Genomic DNA, 26,330 nt, shown 5'->3' with positions numbered 1-26,330 from the left:
GCCGGGAAAGTGCAGGTTTTATCGATGTCTACCGACGACGCCGAGACCGGCAAGGACGCCGAGACCACGCCCGCCTCCGACCACGACACCGACGCGGTGACCGAGAAGTCGCAGGATGCCGCCGGCGCGGCGAAGCCCGACCTGTCCAAGGCGGAGAAGGCAGACAAGGCCGGGAAATCCACCTCGCTTCCGCTGGTGGCCGCGTTCGTGGCCGGCGTGCTCGCGGTCGCCGCGATCACCGCGGTGGTCGTGTTCTTCTTGCAGGGCAAGGATCGCGGCGACAAGCTCGACGCGATCCGCGACTCGACCAACGCCGCGTGCGCGTTCGGCAAGGACGTCTCGGTCTACGACTACTCGAAGAATCTCGACGACTACTTCACCACGGTGAAGGCGGGCTCGTCGGGCGAGTTCCTCAAGGAGTTCGACGACGCGACCAAGGCGTTGAAGGACGCCATGGTGCAGGCCAAGGTCAAATCCTGGGTCGATGACGTGCAGTGCGGCTACCAGTCCGGTGACCAGACCTCGGCCAAGGTGTTGGTGACCCTCACGCAGTACCGGACCAACTTCACCCAGGCCAACCCCGAGCGGCAGTTCGTCGTGGTGATCGCCCAGCTGCACAAGTCGGGCGACAAGTGGCTGGTCGAGAAGCTCGATTCGCCGATGTTGAAGGGCGCGGGCACCGGCCTGCCGGGCGCTCCCGCGCCGGGCGGTGCTCCCGCGCCGGGCGCGCCGGGGCAGCCCGCACCGTCTGGTCAGCCCGTACCGCAGCCGGGCAACTAGCCGAGCGCCTCCGGCGGTGGGCCGAGCCACCACCGCCGGAGGTCATTCGGGCAGCTCGCGGCGCTTCGGCGGGCGCATCAGAACAGCGTCAGAGCCTGTGGCGCCGACGGCGCGGCCGCCTTCCCCGCGGCCTCGTCTTTCGGCGCTTCCGGCGCCGTCGGCGTTTCCTCCACAGTCACCGCGAGCATTTCCACGGTGTTCGCCTCGGCGACAGCCGCGGTGACCGCGGCCTGCCGAGCCGCTTCTCCGGCCAGTGCGTCTGCCTGCTCGTTGAAATAGTTGCCGACGTGTCCGCGCACCCAACGAAACCGGACCGGTCCCGGCCTGCTCGCGATGGCCCGATCGATCTGCCGGACGAGTTCGACGTTCTTCACCGCCCCACCGGTCGACGTGCGCCAGCCGTTGAGCCGCCATCCCGACACCCACTCCGAGGCGCATTTGATGGCGTAGAGCGAATCGCTCTCGATGAGCAGGGGTTCGGACCCGGGGTGGGCGACGATCGCCTCCAGCACCGCGCGCAACTCCGCGACCTGGTTGGTTCCGGAAGCGGCTCCCCCACTCGCCGAGGAGCCCTGATGATTGACCCAAGCCCAGCCGATGGCGCCGCCGGGATTGCGGAGGCAGGATCCGTCGGTGCTCACGATGATCATGGCTGGCACCCTACGCAATCCGACCGACAAGATCGGTACCGTGGAATTCCTCTATCTCCCTCCGTAACCGCGACTCCGTGCGGCGCAACGCCGTTCTCACCGCGGCGTCGAGCAGGCCGGCGCTCAGGCGTCCGAGCACTCCGCGAGGTGGACTGTACTCCGCCTCGGAGGTCAGCACCGAGCGCCCGTAACCGAGCGGGTCGAAGCGCAGCCGCAGTGTGCCGGAGAAATGTCCGCGCAGTGCGTACCCGATCACCGCGTTGCGGCGGTATTCGGTGATCTCGCAGGTGGCGGTCGGCTGCCAGAGCGCGAGGCGGCTGGTGGTGGCGAAGACCGCGCCGAGTCCGCGGTCCTGGTCGCCGGTCGGTACGAAGTCCGCGATCCCGAACATCCAATCCGGTACGAATAGATGGTTGTCCGTGTAGTTGAAAGCGACCTCGACGGGCGCTCCGACGTCACTCGCGTACTTGATGTGGCCCATAGGCCCTCCCTGTTCCACGACTGGCGTTAAAAGTACTACAGCTCTCCTCTTTATTCGAGGGCTCGGCGCGATTCGATGCGACGAATCGCAAGATTGCGACCGAGTAGTTGCTTGGGAAAAGGCTCCTCCGGCGCGCGCTCAGAGTTGGTCGACGATGTGTTCCGCGATCGGCATGGCCGAGGTCGCCGCAGGTGAAGGGGCGTTGAGCAGATGAACCGAGCGCTCGGTGCGCTCGATCATGAAGTCGTGCACCAAAGTTCCTTCTCGCAATACCGCTTGCGCGCGAATTCCTGCTTCCCGAGGGAGCAGATCGGCGAGCGTCAGCTCCGGACAGTAGCGGCGGCACTGTGCCAGGTATCCCCGCTTGAACAGCGAATTGCGCAGCTCTCGCAGGCCGGTGCGCACGTTCGCCTTGGCGACGCGGTGGAAACCTGGGAACCCGAGCACTTCTCGCGCGTCCCGCAGGTCCAGACTGCCTTTGCGGTAGCCCTCCCGCGCGAGACCGAGCACCGCGTTCGGACCCACCGTGAGCGCTCCGTCGATCGTCGGGCTCAGATGCACGCCTAGGAAAGGCAATTCCGGATCGGGGATCGGATAGATCAACGTGCTGACCAGGCCGTTGCGCTCCTGCGGCAGCTGGTAGTACTCACCACGGAAGGGAACGATGCGAAAGTCGGTGCGCAGCCCGGCGGCTCGTGCCATCCGGTCGGCTTGCAGCCCCGCGCAGACCACCAGGCGGCGAGCTGTCCACGATCCGGTCGGGCCGGCGGCGGTCACCGCGTTCGAGGTCTCGGTGAGCGTCGCGACCTCGGCGCCCAGCACGAATTCGCCACCGGCGCAGCGGAGTTCCTCGGCCAGCGCCTCGGTCACCCGAGTGAAGTCGATGATGCCGGTATCCGGGACGAAGAGGGCGCCGACACCGGTGACGCGCGGTTCTCGCCGCGCGAGTTCCGCGGCGTCGATCAGTTCGACGGCCACGCCGTTGACGACGGAACGTTCATGCAGTGCGAGCATGCGTCCGTACTCGGCATCGTCGGTGGCGACCAGCAATTTGCCGCAGACCCGGTACGGAATGCCGTGTGCCGCCGCGAAATCCTTGGTCCATCGCGCACCCCGGCGGCACAGCTCGGCCTTCAGGCTGTCCGGTGGATAGTAGATGCCGGAGTGGATGACGCCGCTGTTGTGCCCCGTCTGATGGACTGCCAGACGCTCTGCCTTCTCCAGCAGCACCAGGCTCGCACCGGGATGGCGCACCAGGATCCGGTGCGCGGTCGCCACGCCGACGATGCCGCCGCCGATGACGCAGAAGTCGTAGGCGCTCATGCCGAGCAGGGTAAACGGTGTGTCACACCACGGTGGAATCCGCTGCGCCGTGCGTGGACGCGCGTTCGTCGGTTCCCTTCGGCGCGGGAGCGGGGTGCCGATCCAGGTGCAGGTCGTGCTCGCCCAGACTCGGGTCGGAGAACGCCACTCGCACCTCGCCACGCTGGGTATCGAGGTCGGTGCGCATGGTGGTCACGGCGCCCGGTTGCTCCGGCACGGAGCCGGAGCGGAACAGACCCGTGAGCGCCGTCAAGGCGTTCGTGTCCACGGTGATCGAGACCGTGTCGGCCGCGCTCTCCGCGACTTGCGCGCCGACGTAGGCGTCACCGAATCGAACTTTCCCGCCCAGAGGCGTGCGCCCAGGCGGTGTGGCAGGCGAATCGACCTGCGGCTCGGCGATTTCCGGCTGGCGGGCACGCGGAGCGGAAACCGCTGCGGGCAAGACGAAGCTGTTGCCGGTCAGCACGGGATAGAAGCCCGTGCCTCGTCCGCGATCGGGCTCGTCCGGGGCCGCTGGGGTGACCGGCGCGGCGATCGGAGTATCGGGGCGCTGCGTATCGGCGATCTGGTGGACGATATAGGCGCCGGCCGCGACGGTCAGGCTGAGGCTGGCCGCACCGGCGAGCACGACGGCGGCATGCCGTGCGACCTGGGCAGGTCGGTGTGCTGTCACGATGCGCTCCTTTCCCTGCGACGCTGCTCCCCACAGGCGATCAGCACCATGGAAAGCTGTACGCCCGACCAGATTACCTGTGCGGTGGAGGGGCATACCTGATCGAAGAGAGCAGAATCACAACGCGCGCGGCCCGGGGCGAGCCGGTGCGCCCTGGCGTGCATGGCGTCGATGTTTCCGTGAACGCACGGGCGGGTAAATATTCGGGTAGCTGGCGAGCGCCATTCTCGACTGCCATCTCGAGACACCCGGCCAACGGCGTCCGGCCGTCGACATGAACACGGCGCACCCAAGTGTGGCGCTCGCCCGCTCCCGATTCCGCATGGATCGGGCCGGGTGTGGGCGGGTCAGGCGAACTGGCCCGCTGTCCTTCCTTCGCCCGTCGGCCCCGCGAAAGCCTGTGCGATGGTGAGCCATTCCGCGGCGTCGTCGCCGTGCGCCAAGATTTCCAGATCGTTCGGATGGCGGCGCTGTGTCACCAGCAGACAGAAGTCGAGTGCGGGTCCGGTCACCCGCTGTTCGGCGTCCTCGGGGCCCCACGACCAGATGGTGCGATCCGGCGCGGTGAGTTCGACCCGGAATTCCGCTGCGGGCGGAGTCTTTCCGTGCACGGTGTAGGCGAAATTCCTGGTGCGCACGCCGATATGGGCCACGGTGCGCAACCGCGCCGTGGGCGAGCGGTGCACGCCGATGGCATCGGCCACGTCCTGCCCGTGCGCCCAGGTCTCCATGATGCGGGCGGTGATCATCGACGCGGCGCTCATGGGCGGGCCGAACCACGGCAGTTTGGCGCCCGCGGGCACGGCGCGCAGTGCGGCGGTGAGCGACGCGCGCCCACGCCGCCAGCGGTAAAGCAACTCGGCGGGCGGTTCGGTCGCGGCCTTCTCGGCGGCCTCGTCGACGAACGTGAGCGCGCGAGGTCCGGCTTCGGTCAGCAACTGCTGGAAGCGGGCGGCGTCCGCGGTGGCGATCGCCGCGATCTCATCGGTCCAGGCCAGATGCCCGATCTGGTGTGCGATGGTCCACCCGGGCGCGGGTGTGGCGCGCGCCCATTCCGCGGGCGCCAGCGGGGCGACGAGTCGTTCCAGGTCCGCGCATTCGTCGGCGAAGTCGCCGAGCAACGCCTCTAGATCAGCCATCTGTGCCCCTGCCGGTTCCGGGCCCACCGCCTCGTGCGCCACCGTGTCCAGCATCGCAGCGAGCCCAAAAAAAGGCAAGCATGCTTGTTTTATCTTGCCGGTTCCGGCCCTGCTACCAGCCGAAAAGGATCAAGTGGGCGGCTCCGACGACGAGTCCGAGGACCGCACCGTGCAGATACAGCAGCCAGGCGTCCTGCTCGACGGAGGCGTAGAACATCTCCATGAACTCCCCTGGCGTGAGCCGCCGCAGCTTACGCGCGGCGAACTCGTCGATGGTCTTGGCCTGCTCCCGGGTGAATTCCTCGTCCTCGACCAGGGTCGGCGCCAAGCCGACCGCGGCGCCCGCTGCGCCCACCGTGAGGTTGTCGAACTGGCGACGCCCCAGCGCCGCCCGCACGAGTGCGGTGGTCGGCCCGAGCTGACGATGGATCTCGTCGGCGATCAAGCGCTCCAGCAACTGCCTGGTCTTGTCCCCGTTCGGGCCTTCCAGCAGCTCCTTGGACAGATTCGGCAGCGTCAGCACCTGGTAGGCCAGGATGTGCGCCAGATCGGTCGCCGCTTGCGGCTGCCGTTTGGCCAGCAGTGCTTGCTTCCACAGGTACTTGTACCTCGGTTGCGGATCACCCGGCTCGAACACCATCTTCACCGCGATGACGTTCACGATCACGCCGATCGCCGCCGAGGCGAGCAGCACGATCACCCAGCCGGGGACCCAGCCCAGCACCGGAATCTGCTGGTGCACGTGCAGGTACAGAGCCAGCAGCACGCCGAAGGGCGCGCCGAGCAAGCCGATGCGCACCATGAAGCGCAGTTCGGGCGCCGCGATGGTGGTGGTCAAGTCCTTCAGAATGGCCGGGTTGTCCTGCAGGTAGCGGATCACGAAACCCTTGATGCCGATCAACTGGTCGACGTTGTCGCCCAGCGACGCGAACGCGCGGCGCGACAGTGCGGGCAGTTCCCGATCCACTCGCTGGTAGATCAGCTGCTTGGCGGCGCGCGGCACCGTACGCCACAGGTCCGGGTTCTCCCGGTACATCAGCTCGTCCACCAGCGGGCGCACCTGCTGCCGCGCCAGCACCGCGATGTAGTCGGCGATGCCGTCGAGATCGAGTTCGTGGATGAAATCCTTGGGGCTGCCGATCCGCATCAGGGCCTTGTCCACGCAGATGCTGGCCATCTTCTCCGCCCGCGCCGGGATGAAGCCCTGGAATCCGAGGCGCAGGCCGTCGCCGGAGAAGGTCGGCAGCACTTGCACCCGGCGGGGGAAGTACGGATAGAGCACGTGCAGACCCGGGATGCGGATGCCGCGAAAGACGATCGGCCAGAACAGCATCAGCACGCCGGTCCAGTTCGTCAGCCATCCCGCCAGCGCGCTGAAGATCGGGAACGTGATCAGGTCGACCACGAATTTCGGCTGCCCGGTCACGCTCTCCCAGTCGATGAACACGCCAGCGGCGAGCGACGACATCGATGGGACTCCCTAGGCCGATCCGGCGGTACCGCCGGTATGAGATATCAAGGCCCCAACGTTCTCATTGCCTTGGACGGGGTGTCAACGCGAAGCGGGGGCCGCACCGGTCGGCACTTCGCCGTCAGCGAACGGACCGGTCGGGGCGGAACAAACCCACACACCCCGGGGTTGAGTAGGCATCGCTCAACTTTTGGAAGGTCGAAGACGTGACTACACCTCAGAACCTGCCGGTGCTGTTCCTGACCGATCCGATCGTGCTGCCGGGCATGGTCGTGCCCATCGAACTGGACGAATCGGCGCAGGCCGCGATCGATGCCGCGCGCGCCGCAAAGACCGACGCCGTGCTGCTCGCGCCGCGGCTGAACGAGGGCTACGCCACCTACGGCGTGGTCGCCACCATCGAACAGGTCGGCCGGATGCGCGGCGGAGCCCCGGCGGCCGTCCTCAAGGCCGAACGGCGCGCCAAGATCGGGCACGGTGTCACCGGGCCGGGGGCCGCGCTGTGGGTGGAGGCCGAGCCGGTCGAGACGCCTGCTCCGGACGGCCGCACGAAGGAACTGGCCGCCGAATACAAGAAGCTGGTCGTCTCGGTGCTGCAACGCCGCGAGGCCTGGCAGATCATCGACGCGGTCAATCAGCTGACCGACCCGTCGGCCATCGCCGACACCGCGGGTTACGCCCCGTACCTGACTTCCGAGCAGAAGCGTGAACTGCTCGAGACCCCCGACGCGGCCGAGCGGCTGACCACGCTGATCGAGTGGACCAAGGCGCACATCGCCGAGGCCGAGATCAGCGAGAAGATCAGCGAAGACGTGCGCGAGGGCATGGAGAAGAGCCAGCGCGAATTCCTGCTGCGCCAGCAGCTCAACGCGATCCGCAAGGAACTCGGCGAGGACGAGCCCGACGGCGCCGACGACTACCGCACCCGCGTCGAGCAGGCCGACCTGCCCGACACCGTGCGTGAGGCGGCGCTGCGCGAAGTCGGCAGGCTGGAGCGTGCCAGCGATCAGAGCCCGGAATCCGGCTGGATCCGGACCTGGCTGGACACCGTGCTCGAGCTGCCGTGGACGGTGAAGACCACCGACAGCGCCGACGTCTCGGCCGCCCGCGCGGTGCTGGACGCCGACCACCACGGCTTGGACGAGGTCAAGGACCGAATGGTCGAGTACCTGGCCGTCCGCGCTCGCCGGGCCGCCCGCGGCCTGGAGGTGGTCGGCGGACGCGGGTCCGGCGCGGTGCTGGTGCTGGTCGGTCCGCCCGGCGTGGGCAAGACCTCGCTGGGAGAGTCCGTGGCGCGAGCGCTCGGCCGCAAGTTCGTCCGCGTGGCCCTGGGCGGCGTGCGTGACGAGGCCGAGATCCGCGGTCACCGCCGCACCTACGTCGGCGCGCTGCCCGGCCGGATCGTGCGGGCCATGAAGGAAGCCGGTTCGATGAACCCGGTCGTCCTGCTGGACGAGATCGACAAGGTCGGCTCGGACTTCCGCGGCGACCCGGCGGCCGCGTTGCTCGAGGTGCTGGACCCGGCGCAGAACCACACGTTCCGCGATCACTACCTGGATCTGGACCTGGACCTGTCCGACGTGCTGTTCATCGCGACCGCGAACGTCATGGAGACCATCCCCGGCCCGCTGCTGGACCGGATGGAACTGATCACCGTCGACGGCTACACCGAGGACGACAAGGTGGCCATCGCGCGCGACTTCTTGGTGCCGCGGCAGCTGGAGCGCAACGCGCTGACCGCCGAGGAGGTGTCGATCAGCGAGGAAGCGCTGCGCGAGATCGCCGCCGACTACACCAGGGAGGCCGGGGTCAGGCAGATGGAGCGGCTGATCGCCAAGGCGCTGCGCAAAGCGGCCACGCGGCTGTCGGAGCGCGAAACCGGATCTGGTTACGACCCCGAACTGGGTTACGACGTCGAGCGTGACGCCGGAGCCCTGACGATCGGTCTGGACGACCTGAAGGACTACTTGGGTCGTCCGCGCTTCACTCCCGACTCGGTGGAACGCACGGCCGTCCCGGGTGTGGCCACCGGCCTCGCCGTGACCGGCGCGGGCGGCGACGTCCTCTACATCGAGGCGAACGCCGCCGAGGGCGAGCGCTCGCTGACCCTCACCGGCCAGCTCGGCGACGTCATGAAGGAGTCGGCACAGATCGCGCTGACCTACGTGCGCTCGCACCTGGAGGAGATCGGCATCGAGCCGTCGGTGCTTGATCGCAATATCCACATCCACTTCCCGGCGGGTGCGGTGCCGAAGGACGGGCCGTCCGCGGGCGTCACGATGGTCACCGCCCTGGTGTCGCTGGCGCTGGGTCGTCAGGTGCGATCGGACGTCGGCATGACCGGTGAGGTCACGCTGAACGGCCGGGTGCTGCCGATCGGCGGCGTGAAGCAGAAGCTGCTCGCCGCCCAGCGGGCCGGATTGAAGACGGTGTTCATCCCGGCGCGCAACGAGCCGGATCTGGACGACGTTCCGGCGGAAGTGCTGGCCGCGCTGGACGTCCGGCCGGTCGCCGACGTGGCCGACATCCTGGCCTACGCGATCGAGCCGGTCGCCGAGCCTGCCTTGGGGCCTGCCTTCGCGGCGACCGCCTGATGGGTGCGATCGGACGTAGTCCGTCCTCAGCCCACGCATGGCCGGAGCGAAGGCGGAGGTACGCCTGACCTTGGACGGAACGGGCCGGGCACGGAGCGTATCCGGGCCCGGCCCTTCGCATGTCGCGATCGGCGGAGGGACGTTGGTGAAGCACCGGAGCGGCTCATCGCTCGCCGTGCCCGGTGTGGCCACCATCGACGGACCTCGCCACACCGGGTCGGCGGCTGACCCTCGCCGAATGTGCTGTGTCGCAACGCACTTGCCGAGCTGCGGCACAGGCGGTCGGCGGATCTCGTTCCTGAGTACGCCCGCGCGCCGACACCCCGGCCAGTGCCGCCGTCACCCGATAGCGCGGGCCGCGTGCGAACGGACGTCGTGAGGTCAGGGGCTGGTGTTCGTGCCGGCCAGGTCCGTTTCCGCGAGCCGGGTGGTGCCTTGGCCCACCGCGCACAGGACCGGTTCGCGCCCGGAGCTTTCCGCGTAGATCGCGCAGTGGGCAACCGCCTGGCGGCGCGTCGCCCCGGTGACGGATGCCTCGATGCGCAACCGGTCGCCGGCGGCGGGCCGCAGGTAGGTGATGGTGACACCTCCGGTGAGGACGTTCGCGCCGAGAACCGTTCCCGCGGCGAAGGTGAGGGCGTTGTCGGCGGCATAGGCGAGCACGCCGCCGTGCACGTAGCCGAATTGCTGGGTCAGTTCGCGGCGCAGCGGGATGATCAGGGTCGCGGCGCCGTCGCCGAAGGCGGTGATCTCGGTGCCGATCAGCGTGGCGAAGGGCTGTGCGGCGAGTATCTTCTTGGCGCTGTCCAGGTCGAGGGTGTTGGTGGCGGTCACTCGGACAGCTGCCCTGCGGCCGCGGTGCGATCGGCGGCGAGCGCCAGCCAGGCGGCGTCGGCCAGCTCGCCCGCGACTTCGGCAGGGGCGATGCGCATGTCACCGCCCAGCCACTGCCGGGTGTATTCCTGCGCCGGACCCAGCCACAGCGCGTAGACCAGATCGATGGGCAGATCGCGCACCACCCCGTATCCTGCGTGGGTGCGCCACCACCGCGTCACGTCGGACATGAAGCGGCGATTGCTCTCGCTCTCGCGCACTCCCGGCGGCCGCGCGGAGGTGAGTACCGTTGCGCGATATTGATTTTCGCTCACCCACCGCAAGTGTTCGCGCACACCGGCGGTGACGCCTTCCCGCGCGTCGGCGCTGTCGCCGACCACCGCCCAGAAATGCTTCTGATAGTCCGCCAGCGCGTTGGCCCACACCTGCCGGTACAGGTCGGCCTTGTCCGGGAAGTGGTGGTAGAGCGCACCGACGCTGGCGCCCGCCGCGCCCCGGATCTGGGTCAGCGTTGCGTCGAGCGCTCCGTGCTCGGCGAACTGGCGCTCGGCTGCCAGTAGCAACCGATCTCGAATCTTCATATCCAGAATTTAGTTCTGTTCTGCGGGCCGCGCAATGTCAGGACATCCGTGTGAGGGGGATCAGGCAGTGGGACTCATCGCGGTGCTGCGGACGATGGCACGACCGGCGGCGGGTGCGGCGATGCCGGTCGGCGGGCGCTCGCGCCGGAATTGCGGCCGGGTGTCGCACCCCTGCGGTAAGAACGGCATGTGGCCAGATGGCTGTTGCATGTCGATCTCGATCAGTTCCAGGCGGCGGTGGAGTTCCGCCGTCATCCGGAACTGCGGGGGCTGCCGGTCATCGTCGGCGGCCACGGCGATCCCGCCGAACCGCGCAAGGTGGTGACCTGCGCGTCCTATCCGGCGCGTGGGTTCGGTGTGCGGGCCGGAATGCCGCTGCGCAGCGCTCAGCGCAAGTGCCCCGACGGAGTGTTCCTTCCTTTGGACATGGCCGCCTACGAGGACGCCTCCGACGAGGTCATGGCCCTGCTGCGGACGTTTCCGGGGCGGGTCGAGGTGTGGGGTTGGGACGAGGCGTTCCTCGCCGCCGACACCGACGACCCGGAAGCCCTCGCGCAGCAGGTGCGCGACGCGATCGCCGGACTGGAACTGACCTGCTCGATCGGCATCGGGGACAACAAGCTCACCGCCAAGCTCGCGACCGGCTTCGCCAAGTCGGCGGGCAAGTCGTCGGCCGAGCCCGCCGCCGATGTGGGCGCCGCCGCGGGCGTCTTCCGGCTCACCGCCGCGAACTGGACCGAGGTGATGGCCCATCGCCCGACCAACGCGCTCTGGGGCATCGGCAACCGCATCGCCGCCCGGCTCGCCGAACTCGGTATCGGGACCGTAGGAGAGCTGATGACGGCGGACCGGCATCGACTCGCCGCCGAGTTCGGGCCGAACACCGGTCCGTATCTCTGGGTGCTCGGCCACGGCAAAGGCGATACGGACGTCACCACCGAACCGCGAATCCCGATCGGCCGCAGCAAATCCGAGACCTTCCCGCACGATCTGACCGATCCAGGCGAAATCCGCGCCCAGGTCGCTCGGCTGGCCACCGAGGTCGCCGAGGAGATGGCCGCGGCGGGCCGGATCGGCACCCGCGTTTCGGTGACGGTGCGCACGAACACCTTCTTCACACGCAGCAAACAGGAAAAACTGCCCGAACCGACCATCGACGTCGCGCGAATCGCCGAGACGGCGCTGCGCATCATCGAACGGTTCGACCTCGACCGCCCGGTTCGTCTGCTCGGCGTGCGGCTGGAACTCCTGCCGCGGTAACTCCCGGACCCGTCCGGACGCTCGTATGCTCGTCCGCATGGAGTTCTGGGCGATGGTGGCACACGAATCGGATAGCGGGATCGTCCTGACCCGGCAGCAGGCCGGCGAGGATTTCCTCGGGCCGGGTGACGTGACGATCAAAGTGCACTACTCGAGCGCGAACTACAAGGACGGGCTGGCGATCACCAAGGGCGGCGGTGTGGTGCGCAACTACCCGATCGTCCCTGGGATCGACATCGTCGGCGAGGTGGTCGAGTCCGCCGACGACGATTTCGCCCCGGGTGACCAGGTGATCGCGCACGGATACGACATCGGTGTCGCGCACAACGGCGGCTTCGCCGAATACGCCAGGGTGCCCGCCGAATGGGTGGTCAAGCTGGAGGGCCTGAGCCTGCGCGACGCGGCCGCGCTCGGCACCGCCGGGTTCACCGCGGCCCTGAGCGTGCAGGCCCTGCTCGATCGCGGCCTCATGCCGGACGCGGGCCCGGTGCTGGTCACCGGCGCGACCGGCGGGGTCGGCAGCGTGAGCATCGACATTCTCTCTGGCCTCGGCTTCGAAGTCATCGCTTCCACCGGCAAGACCGACGCGAACGATCTGCTCAGCGAGATCGGTGCGAACGAGGTGATCGGCAGGCTGCCGGAGGACCCGAACGCCAAGCCGCGGCCATTGACCAAAGCGCGGTGGGCCGCGGCCGTGGACAGCGTCGGCGGCGCGTCGCTGGCCTACGTGCTGAGCGCCATCGGCTACGGCGGCGCGGTCGCGGCCAGCGGGCTCACCGGCGGAGCGGAACTGCCCACTACGGTGATGCCGTTCATTCTGCGCGGCGTCACCCTGGAAGGCATCGATTCGGTCAACCTTCCGATCGAGCGCCGCAGGGAGGTGTGGGCCCAGCTCGGCAAAGAACTACGACCGCAGCATCTTTCGACCTTGGAGAACTACGCTCCGATCACCGATGTGGAGCGGGTGCTGCACTCCATCCGCAACGGCAGCCACCGGGGGCGCACCGTTCTCGGCGTCAAGGGCGAATTCTGACCGCAAGTCCTCGGTAGCGCTCGGACGACATCCACGCCGGATGCGTTCCGGACCTACCGAGACCGCAGGGCATGAGACCGATCAGCGAAGCCCGGCTCGATTCGTTCGAGCCGGGCTTCGCCGATTTGCCCGAGCGTGCTCCCCTTCCGCGGACGGCCTCGATCGGAGCTCGCCGCGCGGGGGAAGCCGTTGCCACCGTCGCGAGCACCGATCCGATACGGTTCTTCCGCATCCACCTACGTGCTCGCTCCGGTCGAGAGGCGAATTTCGTTGTCCACGAATACGTTCTGGCGTTCGATGTCGATAGTGGCGGTGTCCGCACTGCTGGCCGCGCCCGCGTACGGCCGGGCCGAGCCGGTGGCCGACTCGCACCCGAGCGGCGCGGACCGCTTCTACCGCCAGACGCTCGAGTGGAAGCCGTGCGGCGTCGAGAACTTGGACAAAGCCGGTGGCGAGTGCGCGAATGTCCTCGTGCCGCTCGACTACGGGCGTCCCGACGGTCGCACGATCACCTTGGCGATATCCCGGGTGAAGGCGAGCGATCCGGCGCGGCGGCGGGGCATCCTGGTGTCGAATCCGGGCGGTCCCGGCGGCCCGGGCCTGGACAGTGTGGATCTGCTCGGTGATGTGCTGTCGCCCGACGTGCTGGCGAGTTACGACCTGATCGGGATGGACCCGCGCGGAGTCGGCGAATCGACCTCGAGTCCGCGGTGCGGGTGGCCGGTCGGCGAGATGGTCCGGTCGGCGGGCCTTGATCCGCTGGGTTTCGTGCACGACACCGTTCAGTCCGCAGGCATGGCCGCGAGCTGCGTGGTTCGTGATCCGGAGTTGGTGCGGCAGTTCACCACTCGCAATACGGCGCGGGACATGGACGTCGTCCGGGCGGCCCTGGGCGAGGAGAAGATCAATTTCTACGGCTTGTCCTACGGCACGTATCTCGGGGCGGTGTTCACCCAGATGTTCCCCGAGCGCAGCGATCGGGTCGTCCTCGACAGCGCGATCGACCCGGATCGGTATTGGACGGGCTTGGTACAGGATTGGGGACCCGCCGACGAGATCGCGCTGGACGATTGGGCGGTGTGGGCCGCCGCCCACGACGAAGAGTTCCGGCTCGGCGCGACACCGCAGCAAGTGCGCGCGAAGATCGAGGAGCTGGTTCGCATCGTCCACCGCCAGCCGATCGTCATCGACGGATTCGCGATCGACGACCATTGGTTGCCGTTCATCCTGCACGCCTTGCTGTGGAACTTCCGGCTGAACGAACCGCTGGCCGCGACGGTGCGCGAACTCGCCGACGCCGCGGGCGGTCCGCCCACGACCTCGCAGACGCCGCGGTTGCGCGCCATCGTGGCGGCGCTGCGGGACAACGAGAACTCCGTCCTGGCGGAGGTCGCATGCGGCGATGTCAGCGCGCCCATCGATCCCCTCTGGTACTGGCGCAATATCGAGGAGAGCCGGGCCACGCAACCGGTGTTCGGCGCGCTGGCGGGCAACATTCAGCCGTGCGCCTTCTGGCCTCGACCGGTCGAACCCGCGACCGTGGTCCGGAACGCGGTGCCCGCCCTCATCGTGCAGGCGACGGGAGATCCGCGCACTCCCTATGCGCACGGCGTCCGGCTGCACCAGTATCTGTCGCAGTCGCGGATGGTCACTTTGCAAGACGTCCGTATCCACATGACGTTCCGGCCGGAGCTGAGCAGTTGCGTGAACAACGCGATCAACACCTACTTCGGCGCGGGAACCCTGCAGGACGCCGACACGACCTGTACCGCGGACCAGACGGCGAGCTGACCGGACGACGGATCACGCCGCGGCCGTGACGGGTTCCTCGGCGAACTGCGTGCGGTACAGCTCCGCGTAGCGGCCATCGGCGTTCAGCAGCTCGGGGTGCGTGCCGCGTTCCACGATCCGGCCGTCTTCCAGAACCAGGATCTGGTCGGCGGCGCGGATGGTGGACAGCCGGTGTGCGATCACCAGCGCGGTCCGGCCCTCCAGCGCTTCGGACAGCGCCTCCTGCACGGCGGCTTCCGAGGTCGAGTCCAGCGAAGCGGTCGCCTCGTCCAGGATCACCACGCGCGGCTGCTTGAGCAGCAGGCGCGCGATGGTCAGGCGCTGGCGTTCACCGCCGGAGAGCCGGTAGCCGCGCTCGCCGACCACGGTCTCCAGCCCGTCCGGTAGCGACGCGACCAAGTCGCGCAGCCGGGCGCGCTGGAGTGCGTCCCAGAGTTCGTCCTCGGTGGCCTCCGGCCGCGCGAGCAGCAGATTGGCGCGAATGGTGTCGTGGAACAGGTGTCCGTCCTGGGTGACGAGCCCGACCGTGTCGCGGATCGATCCGGTGGTCAGCTCGCGCACGTCCACGCCGTTCAACCGCACCGCGCCCGCGTCTACGTCGTAGAGGCGGGAGACCAGCTGCGCGATGGTCGACTTGCCCGCGCCCGACGAGCCGACCAGCGCGATCAGCTGACCGGGCTCAGCGCGCAGCGACACGTCGTGCAGCACCTCCACCCCGCCGCGGGTGTCCAGATTCGCCACGTCCTCCAGCGAGGCCAGCGACACCTTGTCGGCCGACGGGTAGCCGAAGCGCACCGCGTCCAGCTCCACCGCGACCGGGCCCGCCGGCACCGTTTTCGCATCCGGCGCGTCCTCGATCAGCGGCTTCAGGTCGAGTACTTCGAAGACGCGCTCGAAGCTCACCAGCGCGGCCATGATCTCCATCCGGGCGCTGGCCAGCGCGGTGAGCGGCGTGTAGAGCCTGGTCAGCAGCAGCGATAGCGATACCACCGCGCCCGCGTCCAATTGCCCGCGCAGCGCGTACCAGCCGCCGAGCCCGTACACCAAGGCGATCGCCAGCGCGGACACCAGCGTGAGCGAGGTGACGAAGACCGTTTGCAGCATCGCGGTGCGCACGCCGATGTTCCGCACCCGGCGGGCCCGCAGCGCGAATTCGTCGGACTCCTGTTCCGGACGACCGAACAGCTTGACCAGCGTCGCGCCCGGCGCGGAGAACCGCTCGGTCATCTGGGTGCTCATCGCCGCGTTCAGCCGGGCCGCTTCCCGCTGCAAATCGGCTAGGCGGTTGCCCATCCGGCGCGCAGGCAGCACGAATACCGGAAGCAACACCAGCGCCAGCAACGTGATCTGCCACGAGATGCTGATCATCACCCCGAGGGTCAACACGAGGGTCACCAGATTGGCCACCACGCCGGACAGGGTGTCGCTGAACGCGCGCTGGGCGCCGATGACGTCGTTGTTCAACCGGCTGACCAGCGCGCCGGTCCTGGTTCGGGTGAAGAAGGCGACGGGCATCTTCTGCACGTGGTCGAACACGGCGGTGCGCAGGTCGAGGATGAGCCCTTCCCCGATTCGCGCCGACATCCACCGGGTCGCCACCCCTAGTCCGGCGTCGAACACCGCGAGCACGCCGATCACCACCGCGAGGACGACCACCACCCGCGGCGCAGCGCCGCCGACTATGTGGTCGACGACCCGGCCCGCCAGCACCGGCGTGGCCACGGCGAGTACCGCCGATATCACGCTGAACAGCAGGAACGCGCCGATCCGCCGCCGGTGCGGCGCGGCGAACCGAACGATGCGCCCTGCGGTGGCGCGGCGGAACGGGCGCTGTTCCTGTGGCGCGTTCGCCCGCCGGTACATCTGGCTCCACGCCACGGATTCGATGCTCACGTTGTTCTCCCTCTCGCTCCCCGCCCCATCCAAGACCTGGCCACCGACACTAAGACCTCAACAATGGTTGAGTTCAAGTCGATTCCGGGCAGGCGGTGTTTCCGCCCACGGCGAAACCGACCGCAGCCCGAGCCCCTCACTCATCCCCGGGCGGGCTGAGGTCCGCGGAACTGACGCATCGGGCGCACAAGCGCAGCAGTTCCGCACGGGCGGATAGCCCAACTGGAACACGGAGGCACCGGTTCCCCAAGGGCGCTGTCCGGATCTCGATGCGGCGAACCAGCGACTACGACCGCACGGCCTTCGAGCTTCTGAAGTCGAACTCGAGAAGGATTCTTGTCGGGCCGACAAGTGATCTCGTGGCGACCACATCGCGGTTATTGCGAGCGGTCGGTCCAAAGGACTACCCGGTCCCCGGCGAGCCACACCTGCCGACAAACCTGACAATCGCCGCCCCGACCCCGCGCACTGGGTCAGGGGCTTACATACAAACGCGCTCAGCGCACCGCAACCACGTCTTTCGAGCGAAGCGAGACCGAGCATCCGCCGTTCGCGGCCCGGCTCGCGTCCGAGCGGCCGCCGCGTCCGCGACGAAGTCGCCAGCGGCGGTCGCTCGGACGCGAGCCATGAAGGGGCCGTGAACACCCAGCGCCGCAGGCGCTGGAAAAATCAACACCGTGAACCGTATGGCGGCGCTGCGCGCCAGGATCGCGGGTGAGGCCGACGCCTCCGAGCGGCGGCGGGCGGAGTACTCCTCGGACGCGTCGAACTATCGGGTTCTCCCGGCGGCGGTCGTCTTTCCGCGGACCGACGAGGACGTCGCGGTCACCTTGGAGTTCGCCGGAGCCGAGGGGCTGCCGGTGACCGCGCGCGGCGCGGGGACGTCGGTGGCGGGCAATGCGATCGGTCCCGGGCTGGTGCTCGATTTCAGCAGGCATATGAACCGGATCGTGGCGATCGATGCGGCCGCGCGCGTGGCTACCGTGCAGCCGGGCGTGGTGCTGTCGGAGCTGCAGCGCGCGGCCCGTCCGCACGGACTGCGCTTCGGACCGGACCCTTCGACACAGAATCGCTGCACGCTCGGCGGCATGATCGGCAACAACGCGTGCGGGCCGCGCGCCGTCGCGTGGGGCCGCACCTCCGACACGGTGCGCGAACTGCGCATCCTGGACGGCACCCGCACCGAACGCACACTGGCCGCCGACCTGTCCGCGGTGCCGGGTCTCGCGGAATTCAGCCGAGCGAATCTCGCGGTGTTGCGCACCGATCTCGGGCGCTTCGACCGCCAGGCGTCCGGATACGGTTTGGAACATCTGCTGCCCGAGCGCGGCGCGTCGGCGGCGAAGGCGTTCGTCGGCAGCGAGGGCACCTGTGGTCTGCTGCTGGACGCGACCGTCGAGCTGGTCGAGCTGCCCGCGGCCACCGTGCTCACGGTGCTCGGCTACCCGGACATCGCCACCGCGGCCGATGATGTCGCCGCCGTGCTGGCCTGCGTGCCGATCGCGGTGGAGGGCATCGACGCGCGGCTGGTCGACGTGGTCAGGGCGCATCGGGGAACGGTGCCCGACCTGCCGCGCGGTGGCGGTTGGCTGTTCGTGGAGACCGTGGGCGCGACGCAGGCCGACGCGCTGGCCGTCGCACAGCGACTGTGCCGGACGGCGGGCGCGATGGACAGCAGGATCGTCACCGATCCCGGTACCGCCGCGCAGCTGTGGCGGATCAGGGCCGACGGCGCGGGGCTGGCCGGTCGCACGCCGGACGGGCGGCCGGCCTGGCCGGGCTGGGAGGACGCGGCCGTCCCACCGGAACGGCTCGGCTCCTACCTCCGCGATTTCGCCGCGCTGACGCGCGAGCACGGTGTCGACGGGCTGCTCTACGGGCACATCGGCGACGGCTGCATCCACGTCCGCCTCGATCTTCCGATCGCCGACGCGCCGCGGCGCTTCCGCGCCTTCCTGTTCGACGCGGCGGAGCTGGTCGTCCGGCACGGCGGTTCGCTGTCCGGCGAGCACGGCGACGGCCGGGCTCGCTCCGAGTTGCTCTCGGCGATGTACTCCCCCGCGGTGCTCGATGTCTTCGCCGGGTACAAGGCCTTGTTCGACCCCGGCGACATCTTGAATCCGGGCGTGCTCGTCGCGCCGCGTCCGATCGATGCCGACCTGCGGCTGGCCGGACTCGGTGACGTCGGCACATCGAACGGTTACCCGCTCGGAGAAGACGACGGCGATATGAGCGTCGCGGTGCACCGCTGCGTCGGCGTCGGCAAATGCCGGGCCGACGGCGGTTTCATGTGCCCGTCTTACCAGGCGACCCGGGACGAGAAGGACAGCACACGCGGGCGGGCGAGGGTGCTGCAAGAGGTGGTGCGCGGCGCGCTGCCCTGGTCGTCGGAGGCCGTCGCCGAGTCGCTCGATCTGTGCCTGTCCTGCCGGGCGTGCCGGTCGGACTGCCCGGCGGGCGTGGACATGGCCACCTACAAGTCGGAGACGCTGTATCGCCGCTACCGCCACCGGCTCCGGCCGATCGATCACTATTCGCTGGGCTGGTTGCCTCGATGGCTGTCCGCCGCGAGCCGGATGCCGCGGGTCGTCAACGCGCTGGCGGGCCGGACCGCGCTGCGTCGAGCCGGGCTGCGGGCGGCAGGCATCGACCCGCGTCGTGAGGTGCCGCGCTTGGCAGCGCGTACGTTCCGCCGCATCTGGCGCGATCTGGACGAAGGCGCGCGCCTGGCCGAGTCCGCCTACGCGCCCGAGGTGCGGGCCGAAAGCGGTGTCTCCGGCGAGGTGATGCTGTGGATCGATACCTTCACCGACGTGTTCGACCCGGAGATCGCCTTGGCCGCGGCGCGGCTGCTTGCCACCTTGGGCTACCGCGTTCGCATCCCCGAGCAACGCGTCTGCTGCGGACTCACCTGGATCAGCACCGGTCAGCTCGACGGCGCCCGCGCGCGGTTGCGGGCCACGTTGACCGCGTTGCAGGAGCATGTGGAGGCGGGTGGAGTGGTCGTGGGACTGGAACCGTCCTGCACCGCGGTTCTGCGCGCGGACCTCACGGAATTGTTGCCGGACGATCCCAGATCCGCCCCGACCGCCGCCGCGGTGCGCACCTTGGCCGAATTCCTCGCCGATCAGCCCTCCTGGCGCCCCCCGCAGCGCACCGGCCGATCGGTGGTGGTTCAACCGCATTGTCACCAGCACGCGATTCTCGGATTCGATGCCGATCGCCATTTATTAGCCAGTATGGGCGTGACGGTGACGGAAATCACCGGGTGCTGCGGTCTGGCGGGAAATTTCGGAATGCAGTCGGGCCATTACGACATTTCGGTCGCGGTGGCCGAGAGCGGCATGCTCCCCGCGCTGCGCGCCGCGGGAGACGACGCGATCCTCCTCGCCGATGGCTTTTCCTGCCGCACTCAGGCCGCGTCCCTCGCTGGGCGCCGGGCGCGGCACATCGCGCAATTCCTACTGGGCGAGTGACCTTTTGGGGTGCCCGCCGGACAGGCAGGGCGGGCGCCGCGCGGTTCAGCTGCCGAACGGCAGGGTGCCCGGCGGAATCTGGTAGCCCGAGCTGCCCGCGGAAACTCCACCCCAGGCGTTGAGCAGCCAGTTGAGCAGATTGGTGATCATCGAAGAACCTCCGTCATTGCTACTGCCAGATATTTGCCGAACGAAAACAATATCGCCGTGAATCTCATGCCGTTACATCTGATTGCGAAACCATAATCATGTGCGATCGGTATGAATGGCTTTAGGTGTGGCTCAGATAATAATCCGCGTGTCCCGGTGGAGGGGGACGCGGCGCCGCGCGCCGCACCGGGCAGAATGTCTCGGGTGCGCAGCATGACGGTCGAGCCGGGAGCCAGCCGGACCGTGACCACGGATCGGCCGATCGACCTGGCGTGCACGCTCGCTCCCCTCGGTCGCGGCACCGGCGATCCGTGCCATCGGGTGACCGGCGACGGCGCGCACTGGCACGCCTCCCGTCTGCCGACCGGGCCGGTCACCTACCGCCTCGCCCAGTCCGATCCGCGCACTGTGCAGGCCCGCGCCTGGGGGCCGGGCGCGGCGGAATTCCTCGCGGGTCTCGAGCACATGCTCTGCCTGGACGAGGATGTCTCGGCGTTCCTCCCGGACCATCCGAAACTCGTCGATGCCCATCGCCGTTTTCCCGGGCTGCGCATGCTGCGCACGGGCTTGGTCTTCGAAGCCCTTGTGCCGTCGGTGCTGGAGCAAAAGGTGCACACCGTCTCCGCGCGGGCGTCGTGGCGGAAACTGGTGCGGCAGTACGGCGAACCGGCGCCCGGCCCCGCACCGGAGGGAATGCGGCTGCCGCCGGACGCGGACACTTGGCGGCGAATTCCCTCCTGGGTGTACCACCGGGCCAATGTCGGACCGCAACGCGCGCAGACCATCGTGCGCGCGGCTCGGATCGCCGAATCGCTGGAGCGCGCGGCCCGGGTCGATCCGGTCGAGGCGGCACGAAGGTTGTGCGGTGTCCCCGGTATCGGGGTGTGGACGGCCGCGGAGATCGCGCAGCGGGCTTTCGGCGACGCGGACGCGCTGTCGGTCGGCGATTACCACCTGTCCGCCGCGGTCGGCTGGACTCTGCTCGGCCGTCCCATGGATGACGATGCGATGGTCGAATACCTGGAGCCGCTGCGCCCGCACCGTTATCGAGCGATCCGCCTGCTGGAAATCAGCGGCCACTTCTACAAGCCGAAGTTCGGCCCGCGCACCCCGCTGACCGATCACACCTGGCACTGAGTTCACAGCGGCCCCTCGGCGCGTTCACTTTTCCGCAGTTTTGCCCATTCTTTATCAGTCGGTTCCGGCCGGAGAAAAGCAAAACTATAGGTAGTCGCGCCACACTCGGCCATCGCCGCATTCTCATCGGTACGCGAGCGGTAGCCGGAGGGGTTCCGTATGGCGCGCACTCATCGTCGAACCACACAACTGCAGGGGGTTGTCAGTGGAGCAGAGGCCACTCGGGGATACGCCACGATCCAGATGCCTGTTCTACCGGCGGGAATGCGATCTGCCCGCCGTTGTGGATCCGCCCGAGCTCGGCCGGATCGTGATGCGCGCGGGGTCGGTGTGGGCGTTGACCATGCCGAGCAGCCTGGGTCAGGCGGTCAAGGCGCACATGCAGAGCAAGAGCGTGCGGCTGGGCCCGATCCTGGCGCACCCGCGCTCGAATCGATGGACCTTCCTGATCGCGCCGGACCTGCCGGAAAACGATACGCGCCTGTTCGCGGAGTTGTTCCGGCTCAACGTCTCGGTCTGCCGCACGGGGTCGACGATCGCGTTGCCGTCCCCGACGGCGTCGGTCGGCGCGATTCGGTCTTGGATAGTGCCGCCACGGAACAGGTTTCGCCCGTCCGGCCGGGTGGTCGTCGCGGCCATTCGTGCGTGGGCGGAGCCCGCGCCACGCCGCCGCTGAGCGCAGGCGGCGAATCACGTGGTCGGTCGGAGTACCGGGCCGTTCTTCGTCGGTTGTTCGCCCGACAGCGCCGGTCGGCGGCGGTACTATCGGGCGCGCGTGCGTGCGCCCAGCGGTGGTGCTGGGTTCTCGGTCCGTACACACGTCTCCCACGGCAGATAGCGAAGGAGTCCGTCTCGTGAGCATTCAAGGCAACACGAACATCGACCTGTCCGGCGCCACGTGGCGGAGGGCCGGGGAAGGGGCGGGCAACGACAGCGTCGAAGTGGCGCTGCTCGCCGACGGACACGTGGGAATGCGCAACGGGAACGATCCCGAGGGGCCGGTGCTGATCTTCACGCCCGCGGAGTGGGCCGCCTTCACCGCCGGTGTGCAGGACGGAGAGTTCGACCGGCCGCGATAAGGCACGGCCGCCTTCGAAGATCACGGAATGACACATTTTCGGCAACGAAAAGACGTTTATCGAGGCCGAATACGGGTAGCCCATCATCTGTGGACCGAGGGCTCAAGAGTTCCCATCCCCGGTACCGGAAATTGCGGCCGGACGATTGGGTGGAATGGCTGATCGTCGCGCTGTTGTTCGCGGTGTCGGCGGTCGGAGTCTTCGTCCTCACCAGCTCGCTGTTGTCGGCGCTGCTCGTCGGCATGCTGGTGTGGGTCGTGGCCCTCGGCGTCGTGGCCATGTTGTAAGGGTGCGCCGACCGGCCGGGGATCGCCCCGGCCGGTTGTCCGGCGTCTATCGGCGGAACAGCTTGTTGCCCAGCCAGACCAGCGGGTCGTACTTGCGGTCGGCCACCCGTTCCTTCATCGGGATCAACGCGTTGTCGGTGATCTTGATGTGCTCGGGGCAGACCTCGGTACAGCATTTGGTGATGTTGCACAGACCGAGCCCTTGCTCGTCCTGGGCGAGTTCGGTGCGGTCGCCCGCATCCAGCGGGTGCATCTCCAATTCACTGATCCGCATCAAATAGCGCGGTCCGGCGAACGCTTTCTTGTTCTCTTCGTGGTCACGCACCACGTGACAGGTGTTCTGGCACAGGAAGCACTCGATGCACTTGCGGAATTCCTGCGAACGTTCGACGTCGACCTGCTTCATCCGGTACTCGCCCGGTTTGAGATCGGCGGGTGGCGTGAAAGACGGTATCTCCCGCGCCTTTTCGTAATTGAACGACACGTCCGTCACGAGGTCCTTGATCACGGGGAAGGTGCGCATCGGCGTCACCGTGATCACTTCGTCCTGGGTGAAGGTGGACATCCGGGTCATGCACAGCAGGCGCGGCCGCCCGTTCACTTCGGCCGAACAGGAACCGCACTTGCCCGCCTTGCAGTTCCAGCGCACGGCCAAATCGGGCGCCTGGGTGGCCTGTAGCCGGTGGATGATGTCGAGTACGACCTCGCCCTCGTTCACCAGCACGGTGAAATCCTGCAGTTCTCCGCCGTCGAGATCGCCGCGCCATACGCGGAATTTGGCGTCGTAACCCATCGTTACGCCTCTCGCTCCGTCGATTGCCCGGCCGCGGCCGGGTGCCCGGCGAGTTCATCCGGGGTGTAGTACTTCTCGAGCTCGCCGAGATCGAAGAGGGCGAGCAGGTCCGATCGCATCGGGATCTGATCCTTGCGCGTCACGGTGACGCCGGGGATCGGGTCGCAGGCCGTGCCCGGATCCACCGCGCAGACCAGCAGTTTGTTCCGCCAGTCGGGGTCCATCGACGGGTGGTCGTCCCGGGTGTGCCCGCCGCGGCTCTCGGTCCGCAGCAGCGCCGCGTGCGCCACGCATTCGCTGACCAGCAGCATGTTCTGCAGGTCGAGCGCGAGATGCCAGCCGGGGTTGAACTGGCGGTGGCCCTCGACGGTCACCTGGCGGAACCGGGCACGCAACTCGGCGAGTTGGTCGATCGCCTCGCGCACCTCGTGTTCCTTGCGGATGATGCCGACCAGGTCGTTCATCGTCTGCTGCAAATCGGTGTGCAAGGTGTAGGGGTTCTCGCCTTTGCCGTCGGCGGGCGGATCGAACGGCGCCACGGCGGCCTTCGCGGCGTTCGTGACATCGTCGTCCGCGACTGCGGGCCGCTCGCCGAGCTGTTCCACATAGGCCGCGGCCCCGAGCCCGGCCCGGCGGCCGAACACCAGCAGGTCGGACAGCGAGTTCCCGCCGAGGCGGTTGGACCCGTGCATGCCGCCGGAACACTCACCCGCGGCGAACAGACCGGGCACCGTGGCCGCGCCGGTGTCCGGATCGACCTCGACTCCGCCCATCACGTAGTGACAGGTGGGCCCGACCTCCATCGGTTCCTTCGTGATGTCGACGTCCGCCAGCTCTTTGAACTGATGGTGCATCGAAGGCAGTCGTCGCACGATCTCCTCGGCGGGCATCCGGGAAGCGATGTCGAGGTAGACGCCGCCGTGCTCGGTGCCGCGCCCGGCCTTGACCTCTTCGTTGATGGCGCGGGCGACCTCGTCACGCGGCAGCAGGTCCGGTGTGCGGCGAGCGGAGTCGTTGTCGCGCAGCCACTGGTCGGCCTCTTCCTCGGTCTCGGCGTACTGCCCCTTGAAGACCGGCGGAATGTAGTCGAACATGAACCGCTTGTCCTCGGTGTTCTTCAGCACCCCGCCGTCGCCGCGTACGCCCTCGGTGACCAGGATGCCCTTCACGCTGGGCGGCCAGACCATGCCGGTGGGGTGGAACTGCAGGAACTCCATGTTGATCAGCGTCGCGCCCGCGCGCAGCGCCAGCGCGTGCCCGTCGCCGGTGTACTCCCAGGAGTTCGAGGTCACCTTGTACGACTTGCCGATGCCGCCGGTCGCCAGGACCACCGCGGGGGTCTCGAACAGGATGAAGCGGCCGGATTCGCGCCAGTAACCGAACGCGCCGGAGATGCGGTCACCGTCCTTGAGCAATTCGGTGATGGTGCATTCGGCGAAGACTTTGATGCGCTTCTCGTAGTCACCGGTCTCGGCGAAATCCTCCTGTTGCAGCGACACGATCTTCTGCTGCATGGTGCGGATGATCTCGAGGCCGGTCCGGTCGCCGACATGCGCGAGCCGCGGGTAGGTGTGGCCGCCGAAATTGCGCTGACTGATGCGGCCGTCCGCCGTCCGGTCGAACAGCGCCCCGTAGGTCTCCAGTTCCCACACTCGATCGGGCGCTTCCTGAGCATGCAATTCGGCCATGCGCCAGTTGTTCAGGAACTTGCCGCCGCGCATCGTGTCCCGGAAATGAACCTGCCAATTGTCCTTCTCGTTCGCGTTGCCCATCGACGCCGCGCAGCCGCCTTCGGCCATCACGGTGTGCGCTTTGCCGAACAGCGACTTGCACACCACAGCGACGGACAGGCCGTGCTCCCTGGCTTCGATGACCGCCCGCAATCCGGCGCCGCCCGCTCCGATCACGACGACGTCGTACTTGTGCCGTTCCACTTCTGCCATGCAGAGAAACTCCTCGATGAGGCGGTCAGTCGATGAACCGCAGGTCCGAAATCGTTTGGCTGGCAACCAACATGACGTAGAAGTCGGTCAGCACGAGCGTGCCGAGAGTGGTCCAGGCCAGCGCCATGTGCCGGGTGTTCAGCTTGGAGACCTGAGTCCAGAACCAGTAGCGCACCGGATGCGCGGAGAAGTTCTTGAGCCGTCCACCCGCGATGTGCCTGCACGAGTGGCACGACAGCGTGTAGGCCCACAGCAGGATCACGTTGACCAGCAGCACGATATTGCCGAGGCCGAAACCGAAGCCACCGGTCTTGCCGTGGAAGGCGACGATGGCGTCGTAGGTGTTGATCACCGAAACCACCAGGGCCACATAGAAGAAGTAGCGATGCGCGTTCTGGACGATCAGCGGCAGCCTGGTCTCACCGGTGTACTTGGCGTGCGGCTCGGCCACGGCGCAGGCGGGCGGGGAGAACCACACCGCCCGGTAGTAGGCCTTGCGGTAGTAGTAGCAGGTCAGGCGGAAACCGAGCAGGAAGGGCAGCACCACGAAGCCCAGCGGCAGGATCGCGGGCAGATCGCCGAAAGGGGTGCCGAAATGGCTGGAGCCCTCGACGCAGGAAGTGCTCAGGCACGGTGAATAGAACGGGGTCAGATAGTGATAGTCCGGGACCCAATATGCCGTGCGCACATACGATCTGATCGTCGCGTAGATGACGAACGCGGCTAGCCCGAGCACCGTGACGAGTGGGGGGATCCACCATCGGTCGGTGCGCAACGTGCGATCCGAGATTCGGGCCCTTGTTCTGCTGAATACGCCGGTGCCCGCTTCGGGGGCGGCGGTCGGTGCGGCACTCACAGGCGGATGCCTCGCTGATCTTGTGTGCGGGTGGTCATCGTTACCTCCGCAATCGAATGTGATGCTGAGCACCATACGACACGTGCGCTATTGATCGAACGGGGTC

General features: G+C 68.0%; 22 protein-coding genes. 10 read left to right on the top strand and 12 right to left on the bottom strand.

Annotated elements, in window-relative coordinates:
- The first annotated feature begins 24 nt into the window (after positions 1-24).
- Positions 25-780 (top strand): hypothetical protein, encoded by a 756-nt coding sequence (locus tag ACL03I_RS22705; protein WP_355078865.1) that lies wholly within the window; start codon positions 25-27, stop codon positions 778-780.
- Between the two features lie 77 nt (positions 781-857).
- Here ACL03I_RS22705 and ACL03I_RS22700 read toward each other — a convergent pair whose 3' ends face one another.
- The 6 genes from ACL03I_RS22700 to ACL03I_RS22675 form a co-directional block, all read right to left on the bottom strand.
- Positions 858-1,430, bottom strand: a complete 573-nt coding sequence (locus ACL03I_RS22700; RefSeq protein WP_355078866.1) for a ribonuclease H family protein — start codon at positions 1,428-1,430, stop codon at positions 858-860.
- Between the two features lie 10 nt (positions 1,431-1,440).
- On the bottom strand, positions 1,441-1,911 hold the full coding sequence (locus ACL03I_RS22695) for an SRPBCC family protein (RefSeq protein ID WP_355078867.1): 471 nt from the start codon (positions 1,909-1,911) through the stop codon (positions 1,441-1,443).
- 138 nt (positions 1,912-2,049) lie between these two features.
- Positions 2,050-3,234, bottom strand: coding sequence for an L-2-hydroxyglutarate oxidase (lhgO, locus tag ACL03I_RS22690; RefSeq protein WP_412806907.1), 1,185 nt, complete (start codon positions 3,232-3,234; stop codon positions 2,050-2,052).
- A gap of 22 nt (positions 3,235-3,256) precedes the next feature.
- Complete coding sequence (locus tag ACL03I_RS22685; protein WP_364434274.1) at positions 3,257-3,907, bottom strand: hypothetical protein; 651 nt, start codon at positions 3,905-3,907, stop codon at positions 3,257-3,259.
- Positions 3,908-4,254: 347 nt separating this feature from the next.
- Positions 4,255-5,046, bottom strand: coding sequence for a TIGR03084 family metal-binding protein (locus ACL03I_RS22680; protein ID WP_412806916.1), 792 nt, complete (start codon positions 5,044-5,046; stop codon positions 4,255-4,257).
- A gap of 112 nt (positions 5,047-5,158) precedes the next feature.
- Positions 5,159-6,514: a DUF445 domain-containing protein gene (locus tag ACL03I_RS22675; protein ID WP_364434270.1), complete on the bottom strand. Its 1,356-nt coding sequence runs from the start codon at positions 6,512-6,514 to the stop codon at positions 5,159-5,161.
- Between the two features lie 269 nt (positions 6,515-6,783).
- Here ACL03I_RS22675 and lon point away from each other — a divergent pair, with 269 nt between their 5' ends.
- Positions 6,784-9,111, top strand: a complete 2,328-nt coding sequence (gene lon / locus ACL03I_RS22670; RefSeq protein ID WP_355078977.1) for an endopeptidase La — start codon at positions 6,784-6,786, stop codon at positions 9,109-9,111.
- Positions 9,112-9,492: 381 nt separating this feature from the next.
- Here the strand turns inward: lon and ACL03I_RS22665 are convergent, their stop codons facing one another.
- Together ACL03I_RS22665 and ACL03I_RS22660 are read right to left on the bottom strand one after the other, a co-directional pair.
- Positions 9,493-9,945 (bottom strand): PaaI family thioesterase, encoded by a 453-nt coding sequence (locus ACL03I_RS22665; protein ID WP_355078872.1) that lies wholly within the window; start codon positions 9,943-9,945, stop codon positions 9,493-9,495.
- Entirely contained in the window at positions 9,942-10,526 is a 585-nt protein-coding gene (locus ACL03I_RS22660) for a TetR/AcrR family transcriptional regulator (protein WP_355078873.1), read from the bottom strand. Before ACL03I_RS22660 ends, ACL03I_RS22665 begins: the two co-directional genes overlap by 4 nt.
- A 189-nt stretch (positions 10,527-10,715) precedes the next feature.
- On the opposite strand from ACL03I_RS22660, the gene ACL03I_RS22655 reads away from it, so the two are divergent.
- From ACL03I_RS22655 to ACL03I_RS22645, 3 genes are all read left to right on the top strand, one after another.
- Complete coding sequence (locus tag ACL03I_RS22655; protein WP_412806906.1) at positions 10,716-11,786, top strand: DNA polymerase IV; 1,071 nt, start codon at positions 10,716-10,718, stop codon at positions 11,784-11,786.
- A 37-nt stretch (positions 11,787-11,823) separates the two neighbouring features.
- A complete protein-coding gene (locus ACL03I_RS22650) occupies positions 11,824-12,819 on the top strand; it encodes an oxidoreductase (RefSeq protein WP_355078875.1) in 996 nt (331 codons plus the stop codon).
- 270 nt (positions 12,820-13,089) lie between these two features.
- Complete coding sequence (locus tag ACL03I_RS22645; RefSeq protein WP_412806905.1) at positions 13,090-14,610, top strand: alpha/beta fold hydrolase; 1,521 nt, start codon at positions 13,090-13,092, stop codon at positions 14,608-14,610.
- Positions 14,611-14,622: 12 nt separating this feature from the next.
- Here the strand turns inward: ACL03I_RS22645 and ACL03I_RS22640 are convergent, their stop codons facing one another.
- A complete protein-coding gene (locus ACL03I_RS22640; protein WP_355078877.1) occupies positions 14,623-16,503 on the bottom strand; it encodes an ABC transporter ATP-binding protein in 1,881 nt (626 codons plus the stop codon).
- A gap of 686 nt (positions 16,504-17,189) precedes the next feature.
- On the opposite strand from ACL03I_RS22640, the gene ACL03I_RS22635 reads away from it, so the two are divergent.
- From ACL03I_RS22635 to ACL03I_RS22615, 5 genes are all read left to right on the top strand, one after another.
- Positions 17,190-19,979, top strand: coding sequence for an FAD-binding and (Fe-S)-binding domain-containing protein (locus ACL03I_RS22635; protein WP_412806915.1), 2,790 nt, complete (start codon positions 17,190-17,192; stop codon positions 19,977-19,979).
- 363 nt (positions 19,980-20,342) lie between these two features.
- Complete coding sequence (locus ACL03I_RS22630; protein ID WP_412806914.1) at positions 20,343-21,266, top strand: DNA-3-methyladenine glycosylase family protein; 924 nt, start codon at positions 20,343-20,345, stop codon at positions 21,264-21,266.
- Between the two features lie 205 nt (positions 21,267-21,471).
- Entirely contained in the window at positions 21,472-21,942 is a 471-nt protein-coding gene (locus ACL03I_RS22625; RefSeq protein WP_364424856.1) for a DNA-directed RNA polymerase subunit beta, read from the top strand.
- A gap of 178 nt (positions 21,943-22,120) precedes the next feature.
- On the top strand, positions 22,121-22,345 hold the full coding sequence (locus ACL03I_RS22620) for a DUF397 domain-containing protein (protein ID WP_355071076.1): 225 nt from the start codon (positions 22,121-22,123) through the stop codon (positions 22,343-22,345).
- Positions 22,346-22,434: 89 nt separating this feature from the next.
- Positions 22,435-22,632 (top strand): hypothetical protein, encoded by a 198-nt coding sequence (locus tag ACL03I_RS22615; RefSeq protein WP_355071078.1) that lies wholly within the window; start codon positions 22,435-22,437, stop codon positions 22,630-22,632.
- Positions 22,633-22,678: 46 nt separating this feature from the next.
- Here ACL03I_RS22615 and ACL03I_RS22610 read toward each other — a convergent pair whose 3' ends face one another.
- The 3 genes from ACL03I_RS22610 to ACL03I_RS22600 are packed head-to-tail and all read right to left on the bottom strand — an operon-like array spanning position 22,679 to position 26,224.
- Complete coding sequence (locus ACL03I_RS22610) at positions 22,679-23,425, bottom strand: succinate dehydrogenase/fumarate reductase iron-sulfur subunit (RefSeq protein ID WP_355071079.1); 747 nt, start codon at positions 23,423-23,425, stop codon at positions 22,679-22,681.
- A gap of 2 nt (positions 23,426-23,427) precedes the next feature.
- Complete coding sequence (locus ACL03I_RS22605; protein ID WP_412806904.1) at positions 23,428-25,368, bottom strand: fumarate reductase/succinate dehydrogenase flavoprotein subunit; 1,941 nt, start codon at positions 25,366-25,368, stop codon at positions 23,428-23,430.
- A 25-nt stretch (positions 25,369-25,393) separates the two neighbouring features.
- Positions 25,394-26,224, bottom strand: a complete 831-nt coding sequence (locus ACL03I_RS22600; RefSeq protein ID WP_355071083.1) for a hypothetical protein — start codon at positions 26,222-26,224, stop codon at positions 25,394-25,396.
- Positions 26,225-26,330: the final 106 nt, after the last annotated feature.

The sequence above is a fragment of the Nocardia sichangensis genome, from assembly GCF_047200615.1.
GTDB lineage: Bacteria > Actinomycetota > Actinomycetes > Mycobacteriales > Mycobacteriaceae > Nocardia > Nocardia sichangensis.
The sequence above is the reverse complement of the archived record's forward strand: the minus strand, read 5'-3'. Positions and strand labels throughout refer to the sequence as shown.